The sequence below is a fragment of the Hyphomonas adhaerens MHS-3 genome (assembly GCF_000685235.1).
Classification (GTDB): domain Bacteria; phylum Pseudomonadota; class Alphaproteobacteria; order Caulobacterales; family Hyphomonadaceae; genus Hyphomonas; species Hyphomonas adhaerens.
Window position 1 is genome coordinate 844,601 of the sequence record NZ_ARYH01000001.1, and the last position, 17,117, is coordinate 861,717.

At 61.5% G+C, this 17,117-nt stretch carries 23 protein-coding genes; 12 read left to right on the forward strand and 11 right to left on the reverse strand.

The genetic code is table 11. From position 1 onward, the window contains the following. The first annotated feature begins 7 nt into the window (after window positions 1–7). The 4 genes from HAD_RS04220 (at window position 8) to HAD_RS04235 (ending at window position 2,207) form a co-directional block, all read left to right on the forward strand. On the forward strand, window positions 8–622 hold the full coding sequence (locus HAD_RS04220; protein ID WP_035569610.1) for a TIGR02466 family protein: 615 nt from the start codon (window positions 8–10) through the stop codon (window positions 620–622). A gap of 12 nt (window positions 623–634) precedes the next feature. Beyond that, window positions 635–937 carry a putative quinol monooxygenase gene (locus tag HAD_RS04225; RefSeq protein ID WP_035569612.1) on the forward strand — a complete coding sequence of 101 codons (303 nt, stop codon included), beginning with the start codon at window positions 635–637 and terminating at the stop codon, window positions 935–937. Window positions 938–1,034: 97 nt separating this feature from the next. Then, complete coding sequence (gene ppa / locus HAD_RS04230; RefSeq protein WP_035569613.1) at window positions 1,035–1,556, forward strand: inorganic diphosphatase; 522 nt, start codon at window positions 1,035–1,037, stop codon at window positions 1,554–1,556. Window positions 1,557–1,577: 21 nt separating this feature from the next. Further along, the gene (locus HAD_RS04235; RefSeq protein WP_035569614.1) at window positions 1,578–2,207 is read left to right on the forward strand and encodes a LysE family translocator; all 630 of its coding nucleotides are present in this window, start codon (window positions 1,578–1,580) and stop codon (window positions 2,205–2,207) included. On the opposite strand, the gene HAD_RS04240 is transcribed toward HAD_RS04235, so the two are convergent. Continuing rightward, window positions 2,204–2,827 (reverse strand): carbonic anhydrase, encoded by a 624-nt coding sequence (locus HAD_RS04240; protein ID WP_035569615.1) that lies wholly within the window; start codon window positions 2,825–2,827, stop codon window positions 2,204–2,206. The genes HAD_RS04235 and HAD_RS04240 overlap by 4 nt on opposite strands. 148 nt (window positions 2,828–2,975) lie before the next feature. Between HAD_RS04240 and HAD_RS04245 the strand changes: the two genes are divergently transcribed. Beyond that, window positions 2,976–3,575, forward strand: coding sequence for a TetR/AcrR family transcriptional regulator (locus HAD_RS04245; RefSeq protein WP_035569617.1), 600 nt, complete (start codon window positions 2,976–2,978; stop codon window positions 3,573–3,575). Window positions 3,576–3,673: 98 nt separating this feature from the next. After that, window positions 3,674–4,726: an acyltransferase family protein gene (locus tag HAD_RS04250; RefSeq protein WP_035569618.1), complete on the forward strand. Its 1,053-nt coding sequence runs from the start codon at window positions 3,674–3,676 to the stop codon at window positions 4,724–4,726. On the opposite strand, the gene HAD_RS04255 is transcribed toward HAD_RS04250, so the two are convergent. Together HAD_RS04255 and HAD_RS04260 are read right to left on the reverse strand one after the other, a co-directional pair. Further along, on the reverse strand, window positions 4,723–5,271 hold the full coding sequence (locus tag HAD_RS04255; protein WP_035569619.1) for a DUF1465 family protein: 549 nt from the start codon (window positions 5,269–5,271) through the stop codon (window positions 4,723–4,725). The two genes, HAD_RS04250 and HAD_RS04255, sit on opposite strands and share 4 nt — an antisense overlap. Window positions 5,272–5,333: 62 nt before the next feature. Next, window positions 5,334–5,519, reverse strand: coding sequence for a DUF1192 domain-containing protein (locus tag HAD_RS04260; RefSeq protein WP_035569620.1), 186 nt, complete (start codon window positions 5,517–5,519; stop codon window positions 5,334–5,336). Window positions 5,520–5,572: 53 nt separating this feature from the next. Between HAD_RS04260 and HAD_RS04265 the strand changes: the two genes are divergently transcribed. Continuing rightward, entirely contained in the window at window positions 5,573–6,577 is a 1,005-nt protein-coding gene (locus HAD_RS04265; protein WP_241765296.1) for an NAD(P)H-quinone oxidoreductase, read from the forward strand. A gap of 162 nt (window positions 6,578–6,739) precedes the next feature. Next, on the forward strand, window positions 6,740–7,411 hold the full coding sequence (locus HAD_RS04270) for a DUF1013 domain-containing protein (RefSeq protein WP_035569621.1): 672 nt from the start codon (window positions 6,740–6,742) through the stop codon (window positions 7,409–7,411). A 135-nt stretch (window positions 7,412–7,546) separates the two neighbouring features. Here the strand turns inward: HAD_RS04270 and HAD_RS04275 are convergent, their stop codons facing one another. Genes HAD_RS04275 through HAD_RS04285 form a run of 3 tightly spaced genes read right to left on the reverse strand, consistent with a single transcriptional unit; the run spans window position 7,547 to window position 9,952 of the window. Continuing rightward, window positions 7,547–8,071: a Smr/MutS family protein gene (locus HAD_RS04275; RefSeq protein WP_035569622.1), complete on the reverse strand. Its 525-nt coding sequence runs from the start codon at window positions 8,069–8,071 to the stop codon at window positions 7,547–7,549. Window positions 8,072–8,080: 9 nt separating this feature from the next. Next, window positions 8,081–9,304, reverse strand: coding sequence for a murein transglycosylase A (mltA, locus tag HAD_RS04280; protein ID WP_051595913.1), 1,224 nt, complete (start codon window positions 9,302–9,304; stop codon window positions 8,081–8,083). Between the two features lie 60 nt (window positions 9,305–9,364). Next, window positions 9,365–9,952 (reverse strand): Tim44/TimA family putative adaptor protein, encoded by a 588-nt coding sequence (locus HAD_RS04285; RefSeq protein ID WP_241765297.1) that lies wholly within the window; start codon window positions 9,950–9,952, stop codon window positions 9,365–9,367. A gap of 154 nt (window positions 9,953–10,106) precedes the next feature. Between HAD_RS04285 and secB the strand changes: the two genes are divergently transcribed. After that, entirely contained in the window at window positions 10,107–10,619 is a 513-nt protein-coding gene (secB, locus tag HAD_RS04290) for a protein-export chaperone SecB (protein WP_035569624.1), read from the forward strand. On the opposite strand, the gene dnaQ is transcribed toward secB, so the two are convergent. Genes dnaQ through HAD_RS04315 form a run of 5 tightly spaced genes read right to left on the reverse strand, consistent with a single transcriptional unit; the run spans window position 10,607 to window position 14,157 of the window. Then, window positions 10,607–11,299, reverse strand: coding sequence for a DNA polymerase III subunit epsilon (gene dnaQ, locus HAD_RS04295; RefSeq protein WP_051596218.1), 693 nt, complete (start codon window positions 11,297–11,299; stop codon window positions 10,607–10,609). The genes secB and dnaQ overlap by 13 nt on opposite strands. 5 nt (window positions 11,300–11,304) lie before the next feature. Further along, window positions 11,305–11,913 (reverse strand): dephospho-CoA kinase, encoded by a 609-nt coding sequence (gene coaE / locus HAD_RS04300; RefSeq protein ID WP_035569626.1) that lies wholly within the window; start codon window positions 11,911–11,913, stop codon window positions 11,305–11,307. Next, window positions 11,910–12,725, reverse strand: coding sequence for a shikimate dehydrogenase (gene aroE / locus HAD_RS04305; protein ID WP_035569627.1), 816 nt, complete (start codon window positions 12,723–12,725; stop codon window positions 11,910–11,912). Before aroE ends, coaE begins: the two co-directional genes overlap by 4 nt. Then, window positions 12,722–13,318, reverse strand: coding sequence for a Maf family protein (locus HAD_RS04310; protein WP_035569628.1), 597 nt, complete (start codon window positions 13,316–13,318; stop codon window positions 12,722–12,724). The genes aroE and HAD_RS04310 overlap by 4 nt, the downstream gene beginning before the upstream one ends. Next, complete coding sequence (locus tag HAD_RS04315; RefSeq protein ID WP_035569629.1) at window positions 13,315–14,157, reverse strand: pyruvate, water dikinase regulatory protein; 843 nt, start codon at window positions 14,155–14,157, stop codon at window positions 13,315–13,317. Before HAD_RS04315 ends, HAD_RS04310 begins: the two co-directional genes overlap by 4 nt. A 341-nt stretch (window positions 14,158–14,498) precedes the next feature. Here HAD_RS04315 and hemE point away from each other — a divergent pair, with 341 nt between their 5' ends. From hemE to HAD_RS04330, 3 genes are read left to right on the forward strand one after another with little or no spacing between them, the layout of a single operon-like run. Further along, window positions 14,499–15,536: a uroporphyrinogen decarboxylase gene (hemE, locus tag HAD_RS04320; RefSeq protein WP_035569630.1), complete on the forward strand. Its 1,038-nt coding sequence runs from the start codon at window positions 14,499–14,501 to the stop codon at window positions 15,534–15,536. Between the two features lie 2 nt (window positions 15,537–15,538). Further along, entirely contained in the window at window positions 15,539–16,609 is a 1,071-nt protein-coding gene (gene hemH / locus HAD_RS04325; RefSeq protein WP_035569631.1) for a ferrochelatase, read from the forward strand. 13 nt (window positions 16,610–16,622) lie between these two features. Then, window positions 16,623–17,051, forward strand: coding sequence for a CopD family protein (locus tag HAD_RS04330; RefSeq protein ID WP_035569632.1), 429 nt, complete (start codon window positions 16,623–16,625; stop codon window positions 17,049–17,051). The last annotated feature ends 66 nt before the right edge of the window (window positions 17,052–17,117 follow it).

The following is a 17,117-nucleotide window of genomic DNA, read 5'->3' on the forward strand; positions in this document are numbered from 1 at the left end:
GCCTGCAATGACACTCAAGACCCTGTTCCCCACCCCGGTGAAGGAAGTCGCCCTGGGCACCGAAGCCATGCGCACCGAACTGGAAGCAGTCTGCTGGCTGCTGGAAGACGAGGATACCGCCGGCAATGACTGGTGCGACGAGCAGGGCTATGACGGCTACACGTCCTATGCCTCGCTCGACGACCTGCCGGAACGGTTCCCGGAATTCGCGGCCCTCAAGGAATTGCTGGATAGCCAGGCCGCCGAATTCGCGCGCGACCTGCACTGGGACATGGCCGGCTTCCATCTCGAACTCGATGCGCTCTGGGTGAACATTCTCGGTGAAGGCGGCAGTCATTCCGGCCATATCCATCCGGGCAGCGTGATTTCCGGCACCTATTATGTGACCGTGCCGGACGGCGCCGGAACACTGAAGATGGAAGACCCGCGCCTCACCTTCATGATGGGCGCCCCTCAGCCTGAAGACGACGCCCCGGAGTTGGCCCGCCGCTTCGTCTATCTCGAACCGAAGGAAGGCCATGCCCTGCTCTGGGAATCCTGGCTGCGCCATGAAGTCATGCCGAACCGGTCCGAAGACCCGCGTGTGTCGATCAGCTTCAACTATGCCCTGATCCGCGACTAGGAGGTTCCTGCGATGATCATCGTCACCGGCAGCGTCCGCACCCAACCCGAAAAAGAGGCAGAACTCATTGCCCTGTGCCGGGACCATTGCGCCCGCTCCCGTGCGGAGGATGGCTGCATCGCCCACAATGTTCACGCCGATTGTGACGATCCGGCCCTCTTGGTCTTCGTCGAATACTGGCGCGACATGAACGCGCTGAAGGCGCATTTCGCCCTGAAAGAGAGCCGGGAATTCGTCAAGGCGGCCCGCCGGCTGTCTGCCGGAGGCACGCGCATGCGGATATTCCAGGCGGAAGAAGTAAAGGCAGACGCCTAAGACATTAGTCGTCTGCGGCAACGCCGCCCTTGACGTTATGGCCTCAAAAGGCCATCGCCACGCGAACTCTCACTTCCTCCCTAAGCGAGCGCAGACAATGGACCTTTCAAAGATCAGCGCGGGCCAGAACCCGCCGGATGACCTTAATGTTTTGATCGAAGTGCCCCTCGGCGGCGACCCGATCAAATACGAGATCGACAAGGATTCCGGCGCCATGTTCGTCGACCGCTATCTCTACACCGAGATGCGCTACCCGTGTAATTACGGCTTCGTGCCTCACACGATGAGCCTCGACGGCGACCCGATCGACGTCATGGTTGTCGGCAACCGGCCGCTGGTGCCGGGTTCCGTCGTGCGGGCGCGCCCGGTCGGCGTTCTGATGATGACGGACGACAAGGGCCCCGACGAGAAAATCCTCGCTGTGCCGCACCCGAAGCTGACGGCGTACTACGACAAGATCGCGACCTATCACGACCTGCCGCAGACGCTTTGTGACAAGATCGCTCACTTCTTCACGCACTACAAAGACCTCGAAAAGGGCAAATGGACCCGGATCGAAGGCTGGTACGGCATCGAGAAGGCCCGCGAACTGATCTCGGCCGCTGTCGAACGCGGCTGATCAAGCCTGACGGGGGCCTGAATGGACCTTTCGGTCTGGATTGCCCTGGTTGCCCTGTTTGTTGCGGGCGGCCTGACCCCCGGCCCGGCTGTGATGCTGGTGATGAGCACGTCGCTGCGCTATCGCGCGCCGACAGCGCTCATCCCTGCCCTCGGCGTCGCTGCCGCTAATCTGATCTGGATTTCGCTGGCCGCCGGCGGCATCGCGGCGTTTGCTGCACAATTTCCCCTGCTGCTCAACGGACTGAAGGTTGCCGGGATCTGCTTCATCGCCTGGCTTGCCTGGTCATTGGCCACGGCAGATCCGTCGAGCCCCCATGCCAGTGCAAAGGACGCCCCGCCGCGGGGCAAACTGTTCGCCCGCGGGGTCGGCCTGCAGGTGCTGAACCCCAATGCGCTGGTGTTTTTCGGCCTGTTGCTGCCGTCCTATTTCGACATGACCCACCCGGTCGTGCCGCAGGCCCTGATCATGATGGCGACGATCACCGTCTGCGAAATGACCGGCCTGACGCTGTATGCCTGGCTGGCCGACGGCATGAACCATCATTTCGAATCGCCCGCCTTCACCCGCTGGTTCAATCGCGGCGCGGCGCTGGCCATGCTGGCGTCAGCCATTTTTGCTTCAGTTTCGACGTTTACGCCGCACACTTAGCGGTCGACGACCTCGAACCGGCCGGTTTTGGCGTTCCGCCAGTGCAATTCGCCATGCTTGATGGCAAACCATGCGCCGTGAAGCGCCAGGTCGCCCGCACTGACAGCCTTTTCCACGAAGGGAAAGCTCAGCAGGTTCTTGAGCGAGGTTTCGATACCTTCCAGTTCCAGCGAGAATTGCGGATTGATGGAGCCGGATTCGAGGACCCGCTCGCGGGCTTCATCGAGAAGAGAGACCCAGGGGGTCACAAATTCCCCGATCAGCGGATTGTCGTCGCCGGCCAGAGAGGCCTGAACACCGCCGCAGCCGCCATGGCCCATCACCACGATGTGGCGTACTTTCAGCACATTCACCGCATATTCCAGCGCCGAACTGACCCCGTGCAGTTTTCCGTCGGGCATGTAGGGCGGCACGAGATTGGCCACGTTGCGCACCACAAACAGCTGGCCAGGGGCCGCCGCGAAGATGTCGGACGGCTCGGCGCGGCTGTCGGCGCAGGCAATCAGCATGATGGCCGGGCTCTGGCCTTCGCCGAGTTCACGATAAAGTGCGGCCTGTTTTGAATACACACCCCCGCGGAAGCGCCGGTAGCCTTCAATCAGTTCCTCAATCGTCTTCATGGTCCCAATCCTGTTCTTTGGCCTGTTCCTGCCGGCGCCTCTCTATTGCATACTGCAGAAGTCGCCAATGTGAATCGGACATTGTTTACCCGTTTGACCTAGGCTCTCGAAAGAGGCCCCCAAAGTTCCGGCCAGGGAGACCAATCGAATGCCGACAGATGCCAGCGTGAAGAAGACGTCCCGCAAAGGCCCGTCGCGTAGCGAAGAGTCCCGTTCTGCCATTCTGGAGGCGACGCGGGCCGAGCTCGCTGAAAGCGGCTGGCGCACCTTCAGCGTGGATGCCGTGGCCAAGCGGGCGAGCGCCTCAAAACAGACGATTTACCGCTGGTGGCCGTCCATCGGGGCGATGTGCGTGGATGCAGCGCTGGCGCTGGTGCCGGACAGCCCGGACGGCGGGCGCGACCCGCAGGAGCGGATTGCCACCCTGATTGTGCCGCTGGAGGCCGCTGCCCGCACCGGAAACGGCCATGCGGTGCTGCGCGGGGCGCTGATGGCCGCCGCTGACGACCAGCATGCCGGAGAGGCCTGGCGCGCCTGGATGAGCCGAGACATCCGCCAGCCCATGCGCATGGTCCTGGCCGAATTGGCGGCAAAGCGCGTCATCCGGCGCGATTTCGACCTCGATGAAGTCATCGAACAGCTGCTCGGGCCGCTCTGGCACCGGATCTGTGTGATCCGCGGGCCAGTCAAAGAAGGCTACAGCGTACAGCAGGCCAGGTACGCTCTGCGCGTCTATTCAACCATCTGACACGCCGGAAGCGGCACCGGACGCCCGGGCCGGAACAGGCTTAATCCCTTCCTGCACGAATCTTGCAGCGGATTTTCCCAAATAGGGAGGAGCCCCGCATGCACGCCGGTCGCATTGCCTGGATCGATCACTCAAAAGGCCTTGGAATCATCCTCGTGGTGATGTCGGTAGCCGCGCTCAGTTACGGCACGCCGGATGGCGCCCTGAACTGGATGCAGGGCCTGGCCGCATGGACCGCCCCGTTCGTCGTTCCCGCCTTCTTCCTGATTGCCGGCCTGTTCCTGCATCGCGCCATCTTCGGCTCGGCCCCGGCCTATTTTGACCGCAAGGTGCTGCGCCTTGTCTATTTCTTCGCCCTTTGGCTGGCCATTGAGACAGTGGTCCTGAACGCGGGCGCCTTCACGCGTGGCCCGGCCGTGCTCGCGCGCGTTTACCTTTCCGGCTTGATCGCGCCGGACAGCCCGCTCTGGTTCCTCCAGCAGCTCGCTCTGTTCTACCTCGTCACGCGCGCCATCCGCCGGCTGAAGCCTGCCCGCGTCCTGGCCGCTGGCGCCCTGCTGCAAATGCTGGCCGCCGCCGGCCTGTTCCACACCGGGTGGTCCGTGGCCGATCATTTTGCCGCCAATTATATCTACTTCTATGCCGGATATGCCGGGGCCTCTCTGGTCTTTTCCTTCACGCAGGGCGCCGCCATGCGCTGGCGCGACCTTGCCTGGGCCCTTGTCATCTGGGCCGGGGTCCACACGGCCTTTGTCGCCATGGGCATCGCGGGCCTGCCGATCGTGTCGCTGATCCTTGGTTTTGCCGGATGCTTCGCCCTGGCCGGACTGGGCGTTGTGCTGTCGAAACTGCCGGCAGCCCACTTCATTGGAGACACCGGACGCCAGTCCATGGCCGTCTATCTCGGATTTTTCATTCCGCTCCAGGCACTGGTCACACTGGTCCAGGCAAGCGGTATCTTTGCGGATTCGGGCGCTGCCAGCCTCGCCGTCGCGGCTGCCGCCCTGATGATTGCGCTCGGCATGCACCGGCTTGCCATCGAGACACCGCTGCGCGCGCTCTACGTCCGTCCCCGGATTTTCAGGTTGAAGCCATCACAAGTGTCGCAGCGGGGCTGTCTTCTGCCGTCTCCGACCCAGCCGGACGTCTAGCGCCCGCGGTTCCACACCATGAGCGGGTCGAACGCGCCCGTTTCGGCCGCTTTCTGAAGCTGTGCAATCTGATCCGACACCGGATTTGCCCCGGAGGCCTTCGCCTGCGCGCCATACAACGCTTCATCCAGGCGGCAGATCTGCTCGAACAGGCCCTCTGACCGGTCCACCAGTTCCAGGAAACGTGCGGGCAGGCCCCTGCCCTCCTGCGCGCTCACGTCGAGCGGCGGATCCTCTCTCCGTATGCGGTATTTCTTGGCGGCCGCATCGTCGCGCTTCATTTCGCCGTCGCGTACCGCTTTCTGCATGACCAGCCAGCTCGCCGCCTGCATCAGGCGCGTCGTCAGCTCCATGCTCCAGGCGGCATAGGTCAGCCCCGGTTCCCGCTCCAGCGTCTTGGCGTGTTCGCGGCCCGGCCCGTCCAGATAGGTGGCGGTTTCCTCCACCAGCGCCATGCCACGCGTGAAGACGGTATCGAACAGCTTGCCGCCGGTGAACCCGTCCGACATGCTCATGCCTTCGCCTTGCGACTGTTCCGCTGCCATAAATCTGTTCCTGACATTCTGGACGCCAACGCATGTTTTACCATGTCGATGTTTCTGTCCGCTTAATCCCCGCCGCCGAACAGCGCGTCGGCTGCTGACTTCTGGGCCCGTTTCTTCTCGATTTCCCGTTCACAGGCGGCAATACCGTCTTTCAACGCGGCAATCCGCATTTCCAGCTCTTCCACCGACATCTGCTCCAGCGTCTGCGGTGTGTTAACGAGGATCGGCTCTTCATCTGAAATCGCCATCATCGCCTCCTGATCCGTCTCTTGGGGTTCATCAAAGCAGAAACAGGCCTTACATGCGACTCCTCAACACGGGAGTCATGCACATGGGCGAGACGATGAAAGCCGTCGAAATCGAGACAGACGGGCCGCTATACCTGGCGGACCTGCCAAAGCCGGAACCGGGCGTGAACGAGGTTCTGGTCAAGACGGCCTTTTCCGGCCTCAACCGGGCGGATCTCGTCCAGCGCGCGGGCGCCTATCCCCCGCCGCCCGGCGCTTCGACCATTCTGGGTCTCGAAGTGTCCGGCACGGTCGAAGCGGTTGGAAGCGATGTCTCGCGCTGGAAAGCGGGCGACAAGGTCTGCGGCCTGCTGGCGGGCGGTGGGTATGCCGAATATGTCGCCGTCGATGCGGGCTCCCTCTTCCCGGTGCCGGACAGTATGGGCCTGGATCAGGCCGGCTGCCTGCCCGAAGCCATGATGACCGTCTGGGCCAATGTGTTTGACCGGGTCGGCCTGAAAGCCGGTGAAAACTTCCTCTGCCATGGCGGCACGTCCGGCATTGGCGTCATGGCCATCCAGATGGCGAAAGCTGCGGGCGCCGCGAAAATCTTCGCCACCGCCGGCACGGACGAGAAATGCCAACTGGCAAGCAGTATCGGCGCCACCCGCGCCATCAACTACAAGACCGAGGATTTCGTCGAGATCGTCAAAGACGAAGGCGGATCCGACGTCACGCTCGACATGGTCGGCGGCGACTACATCCAGAAGAATATCTCCGCGGCCAATCCGGACGGGCGGATCATCAACATCGCCTACCAGAACGGCTTCCAGGCGAACGTCAATTTCGCCCCGGTCCTGATGAAACGCCTGACATTGGCCGCCACCACGCTGCGCGCCCGGCCCCTGCCGGAGAAACAGCGTATCCGCGATGCCGTGGAAGCCGATTTCTGGCCTCACATTGCCAGCGGTGCGATCATTCCGGTGCTGCAGAAAGTCTTCCCCGCGGCAGAGGCCGAACAGGCCCACCAGCTGATGGCCTCCGGCACGCATTCCGGCAAAATTCTGCTGTCCTGGTAAAAAAGGCCCAATTAACAGGCCCCTGTGGCTGACGCCTTTCCAATACAAGGCAGCTGTATTATAGGAACAGGCAAGGTTCAGCACGCGCCTGACCCCAACCGCCCGGCACGACGTGCCGGGCGGCTGCATTTCAGGCGGCGTAAAAATGACAGGGAGAGCCTCATGTCCGAAGTCCTCATGCCGAAGGCCACAGCCGTTTGGCTGCTCGACAATACCAGCCTCACCTTCGCCCAGATCGCGGCGTTCTGCGGTCTGCATCACCTTGAAGTCAAAGGCATTGCCGACGGCGATGTGGCCGAGAACATGCGCGGCGTCGATCCGATCGCCGGCGGCATCCTCTCGCGCGAGGAAATCCAGCGCGGCGAGAATGACGAAAGCTACCGGATGAAAGTGGCCGAGTCGAAAATCGCCCACATCCCGCAGCCGAAGCGCAAGGGCAGCCGCTACACGCCGGTGATCCGCCGCCAGGACAAGCCGGACGCCGTGGCCTGGTTCATCCGCAACCACCCGGAAGTGTCCGATGCGCAGATTTCCAAACTGATCGGCACCACCAAGTCGACGATCAACAATGTGCGCGACAAGAGCCACTGGAACTCGCCCAACATCCGTCCGGTCGACCCGGTGACGCTCGGCCTGTGCACCCAGATCGAACTCGACGAAGTGATCGCGAAATCGGCCGAGAAGCGCCGCAAGATGGAAGCCGAGAAGGCGCTCCGCTCCGAAGGCCCGGGCCTCGCCCCGGCGCAGGACGACCCGGGCGCCTATGATTCACAGGAAGAAGACGACGCCAAGAAAGACGTCTCCGCCGACGACGTGTTCCGCGACTTCAGCTGATCGAAGCGTACAAATCGAATTGGAAGCCGGCGCCGTGAAGGCGCCGGCTTTTTCATGTCCGGCATGGTCCTGGCTGGTCCGGCACAGCCGTGACCTGGTCCGGTATGATCCGGTTTAGTCCCTGCGTCGTCGCCCTTAAGCTTGCCGCAGGAACACATACCAGGCACCGGACCCGCCATGCCTCGGATGGGACTCGGAATAGCCTGAGACGAGCGCACGCGCCGCCGGCATCTCCAGCCAGCGCAGGAAATTGCGGCGCAGAACGCCCTCCCCGCCCTTCCCCTTGCCTGTGATGACCAGTACGCAGCGCGCGCCTTCCGCCTGTTTGCGGGCCAGGAACTCCGGCAGCGCTGCCTCAGCGGAGATCTGGGTATGACCATGCAGGTCGAACCGTCCTGCGAGTTCCAGCTTGCCCCGGCGCACGCGTTTCTCGTTCGCCCGGTTCTGAGGCGGAGCGGGAGATTTCACGGCTTTGGTGGCGGGTTTCTCTGGCGGCAGTGCCACCGATTTCGCCTTGCCGTGACGCAGGACCGGTTCACCGTGTTCCAGTGCATCAATGAAAGTGTCGATATCGTCTGTCTTCGGACCGATCGGCTTTACCGTCCGCGCAACGCGGGCCCAGGCGCGGGCTTCGTCAGGGGTCAGGCGGCGGTGGCTCATGCCCGCCCCTTACGGCGCCGCCGGGGCCATGTCGAGACTGGCATATCCTTCGGCCCGCATCCGTTCTGCCACCGCGCGCGGCAGGAGAACCCAAAGACGACCGGGCGCGTTCATCGTTCCCGCCCGCTCGCCCGCTTCCGGTCCGGTGCCGAAATAGATATCGCCGCGCACCGGGCCCTTGATCGCGCCGCCGGTATCCTGCGCAATCAGGAGGCCGGACCAGTCGCCGCCCAGCCCCGGCGCTGTGGTCTGAACGAACATGGGCACACCCAGGGGATGAAGGCTCGTATCGACCGCCATGGAGCCCAACGGTGTCAGTGGAACACCTTCCGCCCCGGCAGGACCCAGCGAGGGGTCGCCCTCAGCCTCGGCCCGGAAGAAAACAAATCGGGGATTCTGGTTCATCGCCATGCGCGTTTCGGCCGGGCCCGCGCGGTTCATCCAGGCCCGGATGCCCTGCATGCTGGCCTCCCCTCTGGAAATGCGCCCGGTACGGATCAGCCAGTTGGCGGTGGATTTGAACTTGTGCCCGTTATGCGCCGCATAAACCGCGCGCATCGTGGTTCCATCCGGAAAACGGAGACGGCCAGATCCCTGGATCTGAAGGAAGAACACATCGGCCGGGTGGGCATAGGCAATCGCCTGCACGCCCGACGTGGTAATCTGTGCCCGCGCCGGATATGGCCGGGTCCTTCCGTCCGGCAGGCGTTGAAGCGGTTTGCCATTGTTCGGGATCAGGTCTGCCGGCAAGGCCGGGACAGGCTCGGTAAATGGCGGGGTCGGCGTCCGCCGGGCGTCATATGTTGGCTCGAAATAGCCCGTGAACTTCCGCGCGCCATCGGGCGGGATCACTTCGATCGGGACAAACACCCGCTCGATCAGGGCCCGGGCCTCTTCGTCGCTGCGCGCGGCTGACAGGGCGCCGCAAGGTTCTGCCCAATCTTCCACGCGCCCCGCCCAGGGTGCCGATCCGGAAAGGGCCGACGTCAGGTTCAGGTTCGAGAATTTCTCGCAGGAGCGCTTGAAAGCGCTGACAGCGGCTTCAAGCTTTACAGCCGGCCAGTTCGGCAAGTCAGAAAAGGCGGCAGGCGTTTCCCAGGCCGGAAGTTGCGAGGATTCCACCGGTGGCGGCGTCTCCGGCTGCGGAATTGTCATCACCTTGATCGGTGCAGGCTGGGTCTGGCAAGCGGCCAGCAGGACCAGGAGGGCAAACGAACGGAAACGCGACCACATTCACGCTTTATGGCGTGGTTCCGGCGGAAGTGTCACCCTGAAAAATTCTGGCAACTGGCCTTAGCTCGCGACCTCGACATCATCGAGAATCCAGTTCGGATCATTCTCCTGAACGTTCCGCATGAACGTCCAGATTTCCTTCGCTGTGCGCGTCATTTCGCCGTCTCCGAGCTCTGCCTCGTAGCGCACGGAAACACGCGCGATGGCCCCATCCAGCTCAGCGCTTTCGATTTCGGCCTTGCGGATGCGCAACAGTTCAAAGGTTGGCTGGTCTGGCTGGCGCGCGGCGATGGCCGCGTCCCACGCCTCATAGACATCGTCGTCCAGCATCGGGCGGAGCTTGTCGCGGTCGCCCCGGGCAAAGGCCGAAACGATGATTTCATACGCCGCGCGTGCGCCTCTCATGAAGGCAGGTGTGCTGAAGCTCCGGTCAGCATTGTAGATTTCTTCCAGTCCGCCGGCAGCAGGACCTGTAAAAATCGGCTGGTCGGCATGCGCCAGCGCTTCATCCTTGGCTTTGGGCTGACCGGGCGCATCCTCCCCGGCAGTTGCCGGAGACGGGCGGCTGACAGGGTTGTCATTGTCACCCTTGCCGAGCGCAAAATAGAGGCGCGACAGGACAAACAGCGCAACAGCTGCCAGGATCATGACTTGCATCACGGGGTCCATTGGTGGTGGCGTGTCCTTGCATTCGTGTTCAGTCAGCCCTCAAGATAGGGCCGACGGGCCTGCAGTGCCAGTGATACATTGCGCGTTAAGGGGCCGCATGCTAGCGCCCGCCCCGTAGAGTTGGGAGGTAGACATGACCGATACAAGTGCCCCGCAGGCACCAAATGAAGGCCAGAACGGCGCGACCCCGGCGGGTCTGCGCGTCCTCGCCCAGTACGTGAAGGACCTGTCCTTCGAAAATCCGGGCCATTCTCCGGTACAGTCACAGCCGAATATCGATCTGGGCATTGATGTCGGCGCAACGCCGCATGCCGACGGCAACGGGCTTTACGAAGTTTCGCTGAAATTGTCGGCCAAGGCCGTCGCTGACGGCACTGTCCTGTTCATTACCGAGCTCGACTATGCCGGCCTCTTCCAGCTGCAAAATGTGCCACAAGCCCAGCTTGAGCCGCTGCTTCTGATCGAATGCCCGCGTCTTCTGTTCCCGTTCGCCCGCCGCATCGTGGCGGAAATCACGCGTGAAGGCGGTTTCCCGCCGCTGCTGATAGATCCGGTGGATTTCGTGCAGCTTTACCAGCAGCAATATCGCCGGGCGCAGGAAGCCGCAGCCGATTCCGGGCAGACGCCACCAGTTCAGGACGCGTAACGCTTCCAGAAAGCTTCATCGCCAAGGCCGCTCACGAAGGTTTCGTGGGCGGCTTTTTCGTCTTCGGTCAGACGCGAGCCGAGCGGTTTGGGCCGCTGGCGCGCCGGCAGAATTTCACCAACTTCTTCGGTTTCAACAACCGCCTCGAACGAGAACGCCCGTGCCCGGCCGCCCAGGAGTTCCAGGTAAACTGCCGCCAGCAACTGGCTATCCAGAAGGGCGCCGTGGAATGTCCGGCTTTCGAGAGAAATGTCGAAACGCTTGCACAGCGCGTCGAGGCTGGCCGGGGCACCCGGAAACTTGCGGCGGGCCATGGCAGCCGTATCAACCCAGCGGTCATCCGGGACAGGGTCGCGCCCACAGCGGCCGAGTTCCATGTTGAGGAAGCCCCGGTCGAAGCTTGCATTGTGAGCCACAAGCGTCGCATCGCCAATAAACTCGAGAAAGGCATCGATGACTTCGGGCGCCTCGAAGGGTGGCGCATCCTTCAGGTCATCATCGGTAAGCCCGGTAATGCGGACCGTATCGGCGGAAACGGCGCGTCCCGGATTGATCAGCGTCCGGAAGGTGCGGCCGGACGGAATGTGGTTGATCATCTCCACGGCGCCCAGCTCGATAATGCGGTCGCCATCTTCCGGCTTGAGGCCTGTCGTCTCGGTATCGAATGCAATCTCGCGGATCTGACTCATGCGTTATCCCCTACGGCCTTGCGATTCATCAGGGCCACTATGGCGCGAACATGATCGTGTGCAAACTCGAATCCATGCGCTGTCGACAGGATAAAGTCGGCTTTTGCCCGCTTCTCCGCATCTGGCACCTGGCGGGCCAGAATGGCCTCGAACGTCTCCGCCGTCACACCCGGACGAGACAGCACACGGTCGCGCTGCACCTCGGGCGGCGCTGTAACGACCAGGACATAATCGCAATAGCCGGAGCCGCCTGTCTCGTACAGCAAGGGAATATCCAGCACCGCGAAGGCCGCGCCGGACTTTCTGGCGGCTTCACGGAAGTCTTGTTGCGCGGCGCCGGCCAGCGGATGGACGATGCTTTCAAGCTGCTTCATCGCGGCGGTATCGTTCAGTACACGTTCGCGCAACAGCGTCCGGTCGATCGCGCCCTCCACCTTCACGCCCGGAAAGGCCGCTTCGACGGGATCCACTGCGGCGCCGTCCTTCTGGTAGAGTTGGTGGACAGCTGCATCGGCATCGTAAACCGGGACACCTTCGTCCCGGAATAGAGTTGCCGTTGCAGATTTGCCCATGCCGATCGAACCGGTGAGACCAAGAATGATCACGTCGTCGCCTCCACGAGTTTGCGGCAATGCGCGAGCGCTTCCTTCGTGTCCGGCAATACGCCGAACCAGTGCTCAAAACTGTAGGCAGCTTGCGCTACCAGCATGCCAAGCCCGTCCATTGGCTGCCAGTTCTTGGCCAGCGCTTCAGCACGGATTGCGGCGGCGGGCTTTCCGTAAGAAATATCGTAGAAATATTGTCCTGTGGCCTCGGGCAATTCAAGGCTCTTGCCTGAATGGCCAAGGCTGAGCGTGTTGATCACGACATCGGCAGTGGCCGCTTGCGAGATCCCCTCCTCCAGAGAGCAGATCTCGGCTGTGATTCCTGTTTCCGAGACCAGCGCTTTCGCGCGCTCGCGCGTGCGGTTGGCAATCGTAATCTCGGCACGCAAATCCATCAGGCTGATCGCGACTGCACGGGCAGAACCACCCGCACCTAGCAAGGTCACCCGGGATCCGGCAACTTCGATCCCGGCGTCCAACAGGCTCCGCACAAAGCCCGGCGCATCGGTGTTCTCCGCACGCCAGCCCCCCTGCTCCCGTCGGACCAACGTATTTGCCGCGCCAATGCGGCGCGCAATGTCGCTTGTCTCATCCGCCAGGGCGAGCGCATCTTCCTTATGCGGAAGCGTGATATTGAAGCCGAGCGCCTCTCGCTGTGACAGGGTTTCAAGCGCGTGTTCGAGCTCGCCCCGTTTAACTTGCAGAGCTTCATAGGTCGCATCGAATCCGTGTTCACGGATCCACATTTTGTGGATCACGGGAGACAGGGAATGCGAAACCGGATCGCCGATGACACCGAGCAGCCAGGTCATGTTTTCAGGACGCCTCTTATGCGGAGATAGTCGAGCAAGGGCAGCAGCGGCAGACCGAGAATGGAAAAGTAATCCCCCTCGATTTTGTTAAACAGCTGCGCGCCAAGGCCTTCCAGCTGATAGGCACCAACGGTCGACAGAAGCGGCTCACCCACCTTGTCGACATAGTCTTCGATGAACTCCTCGCTGAGCGAACGCATGGTCAGCCGAGGCCGCGCGAGATGGCGCCAGACAGGTTGCCCGTTTTCACAAACGACAATCGCAGTTTCGAGCGTGTGGGCCTTTCCGGACAGTTTGCGGAGATGATCACGCGCGCCATCCAGATCCTTTGGCTTGTCGAACGCTTCATCGCCGAGCGCCAGCATCTGGTCACCGCCAATCACAAGACCCGGCTGGCGTTGGGACACTTTTGCCGACTTGAGTTCTGCCAGGCGCATCGCCTGATCGCGCACAGAGACGCCTTCGGCGCGCAACCCGGCTTTCATGGCATCTTCGTCGACATTCGGGCGGACAGCGGCGGCTTCGACGCCTGCAGATTCCAGCAGGCGGCGCCGGCTTTCACTTCCCGATGCCAGGACAATATCAAGACTCACGGATGCCCCCGGCGTTCATTCAGCAGATTCAGGATCGCAGCAGCTGTTTCTTCAACCGAGCGCCGGGATACGTCGATGGTGCGCCATTTGTTGCGCTGGAACAGGCGGTTGGCCTGGGTGACTTCATCGCGCACGGCATCCTCATCGGCATAAATCGTGTGCTCGTCCTGGTTCAGCGAAATCAGGCGCGCGCGCCTGATTTGCACGAGGCGTTCAGCACTGATTTTGAGACCTACGATCATCGGGCCCTTGTCGCCCATCTTCTCGATGTGCGGTGGTAGCGGAACCCCGGGTACCAGCGGGATATTCCCGGCACGAACTTTCCGGTTGGCCAGATACACACAGGTCGGAGTCTTGGATGTGCGGCTGACGCCCAGAAGGATGACATCAGCGCCCGTCAGGCTCTCGACATTCTGGCCATCATCATGGGCAAGCGTGAAATTGATCGCTTCCATGCGTTCGAAATAGTCGTCGTCCAATGCATGCTGGCCAGCGACTTTCTGGTTTGCGGAGACGCCAAGATGCCGGCTGAGCATGGCGATGGAGGCATCGAGCACCGGAAGGGTCGGCACTCTTTTCTCGCGGCAGAAGGATTCCAGCCGTCCGCGCAGGGCCTCATCGGAAATCGTGTACCAGACGACGCCGGGCGCGGCTTCGATCTCCCGCATCACGCGTTCCAGCTGGCGTTCGGAGCGGACAAGGTAATAGTTGTGTTCCAGCGGCTGTACGTTTTCGAACTGGGCACAGGCTGCACGCTGGATGGCGTTCAGTGTCTCCCCCGTCGAATCCGAGACGAGGTGGACGTTGAAATAGATGCTGGGGCGTTGGGACCGAGTCATGGTCCCCTTCTCTTGCCGAGGTTCGGGGATTTCACAAGACCTGTGACTCGCCTGTGGATAGCGCTTTTTGTCCCGAAGGAATCACAAAAATCCCACAGGCACCGGAATCCGACTCCGCGGAATCACCTTCCGTTCCAACCTGTGACTCCACTTGGCCTGTTTACGTTTGGTTAACTATTGAATCCCGGGCCTTAAGACCCTCTTAACCTTGTTCGCGAGCCTGTGACTCCTGTGTGGAATTCTCTGGACAAATCCGCACATCACCCTTTTTCCCACGGACTCACCGTCTAATAGTCATAAGCGCCCTGACGGGCTTGTTTTAGATTTTGGGAAAAAAAGCCATGGGCACCGACGGATCGAAAAAACTGCTTCAGGTTCTCGGTGGAGAGCGCCTTGAAAGGCCACCGGTATGGATGATGCGTCAAGCCGGGCGACACCTGCCCGAATATCTTGAGCTTCGGTCGCGTGCAAAGAACTTCCTGGATTTCTGCTACACGCCATCCATGGCAGCTGAAGCCACGCTGCAGCCAATACGCCGCTATGGCATGGATGGGGCAATCCTGTTTGCCGATATCCTGCTGATTCTGGACGCCATGGGACTGGACGTAAAATTTGAAAAAGGTGTCGGCCCGCTGGTGGAACAGGTATCCGGCCCAGCAGATCTGGACCGGGTGCCAGCCGTCAAGGCGGCTGACAGATTGTCTCCGGTTTATGAAACCGTCTCCCGGGTGCGAGAGGGTTTGCCGGCAGAAACAACGCTGATCGGGTTTGCCGGATCTCCCTGGACGGTGAGCCTGTATGCCATCGAAGGCCGCGGCAAGACTGACAAGTCCGAAGCCTGGCGCTGGGCGCATGGCCGGCCGGAAGATCTGGCTGCGCTTATGGACAAGGTTGGTGAAGCAACAGCCGAATATCTTGCCCGGCAGGTGGACGCCGGCGCCGAAGCGCTCATGCTGTTCGACAGCTGGGCTGAGGGCCTGCCAGACAATATCTTCCGCGAAGTCATTATTGCGCCGACGAAAAAGCTGGTCGCCCGCCTTCGGGAACGCGGCATCACTGTTCCGCTGATTGGCTTCCCACGCGGTGCCGGGGTCATGCTGGAAGCCTATGCAAAGGAAACCGGCGTAACGGCCGTCGGCCTCGATACGGCTGCTGTGCCATCCTTCGTCAATTCTGCCTTGCCAGCGGACATGCCGGTTCAGGGCCATCTGGATCCCCTGCTGCTGATCGAAGGCGGAGAGCGAATGGACGCCCGCGTACGGGAATTGATGGCAGCGTATTCCGGCCGTCCCCATATCTTTAATCTCGGACATGGCGTCCGTCCGGAGACGCCGATCGTAAACGTCGAGCGTGTTCTGAAGATTTTGCGGGAAGGTTGAATATGGGCCGGAAGATTGCCGTCGTACTGTTCAATCTGGGTGGACCGGACAAGGCGGAGTCCGTCCGTCCCTTTCTGAAGAACCTGTTTCGCGACCCGGCGATCATTACGGCCCCTCTGCCGATCCGCTGGTTCCTGGCCCGGCTGATCTCGCGGACGCGGGCGCCGAGCGTCATCAAGAACTACGCGATGATGGACGCAGGTGGGGGGTCTCCCCTTCTGCCGGAAACAGAGGAACAAGCCGCGGCCCTGCAGACAGAACTGGCGAAGCAATTGCCAGAGGATGAGGTGCGTTGCTTCATCGCCATGCGCTATTGGCATCCTTTTACCGAACAGGCCGCAAAAAATGTCAAAGCCTGGGGCGCGGATGAAGTGGTTCTGCTGCCGCTGTATCCACAATTCTCCACGACAACGACGGGGTCTTCGCTGACGGCCTGGAAAAAGGCTTACAAGGATCCGGTCCGGACGGTCTGTTGTTACCCCTTCGAGGAGGACTTCGTGTCGGCCCATGTCGAGCGGATCATGCAGGCTTGGGAGAAGGCAGGCCGCCCGGAGAATGTGTCCCTGCTCCTGTCGGCGCATGGTCTGCCGGAAAAGATCGTCAAGGATGGCGATCCCTACCAATGGCAATGCGAAACCATGGCGGAAATGATCATCGGACGCGTTCCGAGAGATTGGGAGGTGACGGCCTGTTACCAGTCACGGGTTGGGCCGTTGAAATGGATCGGCCCGCCGACCGAAGAGGTCATCGCGGAAAAATCAAAAGCCGGAAAGAACATCCTGATCGCGCCGATCGCGTTTGTTTCCGAGCATATCGAGACATTGGTGGAGTTGGGTGAAGAGTACCGCCTGGTGGCCGAAGAACACGGCGCCGCGAGCTATACGCGGGTAGAAGCCCTGGGCACGCATCCCGACTTCATTTCCATGCTGGCGCGCGAAACAACAGAAGCGCTGAGCATGAAAACACCGATGCGGTCCTGCGGCGGAGACCGTCTCTGCCCGCATGAATTCAGCGGATGTCCGCACAAACAGCCAGTCCGCAAAGCGGGCCAGGCAATCAATCCGCAATCCTGAGAGACCTGCTGAGATGCTCTACAACTGGATCAAAGCCGCGCATGTGATCTTCGTCATCGCAACGATGGCGAGCCTCATGATCTATCCGCGCTACAAGATCCACCAACTGGCAAGCCAGCCGGGTGAACCGCTGTTCGAAACGATGAAGTCAGCTGCCAACAAGCTGCGCCTGATCGTGATGAATCCCTCGATCATCCTGATTTGGGTGTTCGGCGTCCTGATGCTGTGGATGAACCCCGCCCTGCTCTCGCAGCCCTGGATGCATGTAAAGCTCCTGTTCGTCACCCTGATCACAGCCATGCACGGCTACTATGTTTATGTCGGAAAGCGGATCGACCGGGGCACATCCAAAGTTTCAGCCCGGACCCTTCGGATGCTGAATGAAGTGCCGTTCCTGATGATGATCGTGGTGGTCATCATGGTCTTGGTTCGGCCCTTCTGACCGGACCTGTTGCGCAGAAACCCTTGACGAACCGGGCACGGTAAGCCCATAAGCGCCGCAATCCGG

Bases quoted from the DNA above. Each gene is read 5' to 3' on its own strand.
- HAD_RS04315 (WP_035569629.1), bottom strand. From the start codon at position 14,157: ATGACTCGGTCCCAACGCCCCAGCATCTATTTCAACGTCCACCTCGTC.
- HAD_RS04235 (WP_035569614.1), top strand. From the start codon at position 1,578: ATGGACCTTTCGGTCTGGATTGCCCTGGTTGCCCTGTTTGTTGCGGGC.
- aroE (WP_035569627.1), bottom strand. From the start codon at position 12,725: ATGACCTGGCTGCTCGGTGTCATCGGCGATCCGGTTTCGCATTCCCTG.
- HAD_RS04265 (WP_241765296.1), top strand. From the start codon at position 5,573: ATGCGACTCCTCAACACGGGAGTCATGCACATGGGCGAGACGATGAAA.
- hemH (WP_035569631.1), top strand. From the start codon at position 15,539: ATGGGCCGGAAGATTGCCGTCGTACTGTTCAATCTGGGTGGACCGGAC.
- hemE (WP_035569630.1), top strand. From the start codon at position 14,499: ATGGGCACCGACGGATCGAAAAAACTGCTTCAGGTTCTCGGTGGAGAG.
- HAD_RS04250 (WP_035569618.1), top strand. From the start codon at position 3,674: ATGCACGCCGGTCGCATTGCCTGGATCGATCACTCAAAAGGCCTTGGA.
- HAD_RS04225 (WP_035569612.1), top strand. From the start codon at position 635: ATGATCATCGTCACCGGCAGCGTCCGCACCCAACCCGAAAAAGAGGCA.
- HAD_RS04220 (WP_035569610.1), top strand. From the start codon at position 8: ATGACACTCAAGACCCTGTTCCCCACCCCGGTGAAGGAAGTCGCCCTG.
- secB (WP_035569624.1), top strand. From the start codon at position 10,107: ATGACCGATACAAGTGCCCCGCAGGCACCAAATGAAGGCCAGAACGGC.
- HAD_RS04260 (WP_035569620.1), bottom strand. From the start codon at position 5,519: ATGGCGATTTCAGATGAAGAGCCGATCCTCGTTAACACACCGCAGACG.
- HAD_RS04275 (WP_035569622.1), bottom strand. From the start codon at position 8,071: ATGAGCCACCGCCGCCTGACCCCTGACGAAGCCCGCGCCTGGGCCCGC.
- mltA (WP_051595913.1), bottom strand. From the start codon at position 9,304: ATGTGGTCGCGTTTCCGTTCGTTTGCCCTCCTGGTCCTGCTGGCCGCT.
- HAD_RS04330 (WP_035569632.1), top strand. From the start codon at position 16,623: ATGCTCTACAACTGGATCAAAGCCGCGCATGTGATCTTCGTCATCGCA.
- HAD_RS04270 (WP_035569621.1), top strand. From the start codon at position 6,740: ATGTCCGAAGTCCTCATGCCGAAGGCCACAGCCGTTTGGCTGCTCGAC.
- HAD_RS04240 (WP_035569615.1), bottom strand. From the start codon at position 2,827: ATGAAGACGATTGAGGAACTGATTGAAGGCTACCGGCGCTTCCGCGGG.
- HAD_RS04255 (WP_035569619.1), bottom strand. From the start codon at position 5,271: ATGGCAGCGGAACAGTCGCAAGGCGAAGGCATGAGCATGTCGGACGGG.
- ppa (WP_035569613.1), top strand. From the start codon at position 1,035: ATGGACCTTTCAAAGATCAGCGCGGGCCAGAACCCGCCGGATGACCTT.
- HAD_RS04285 (WP_241765297.1), bottom strand. From the start codon at position 9,952: ATGATCCTGGCAGCTGTTGCGCTGTTTGTCCTGTCGCGCCTCTATTTT.
- HAD_RS04245 (WP_035569617.1), top strand. From the start codon at position 2,976: ATGCCGACAGATGCCAGCGTGAAGAAGACGTCCCGCAAAGGCCCGTCG.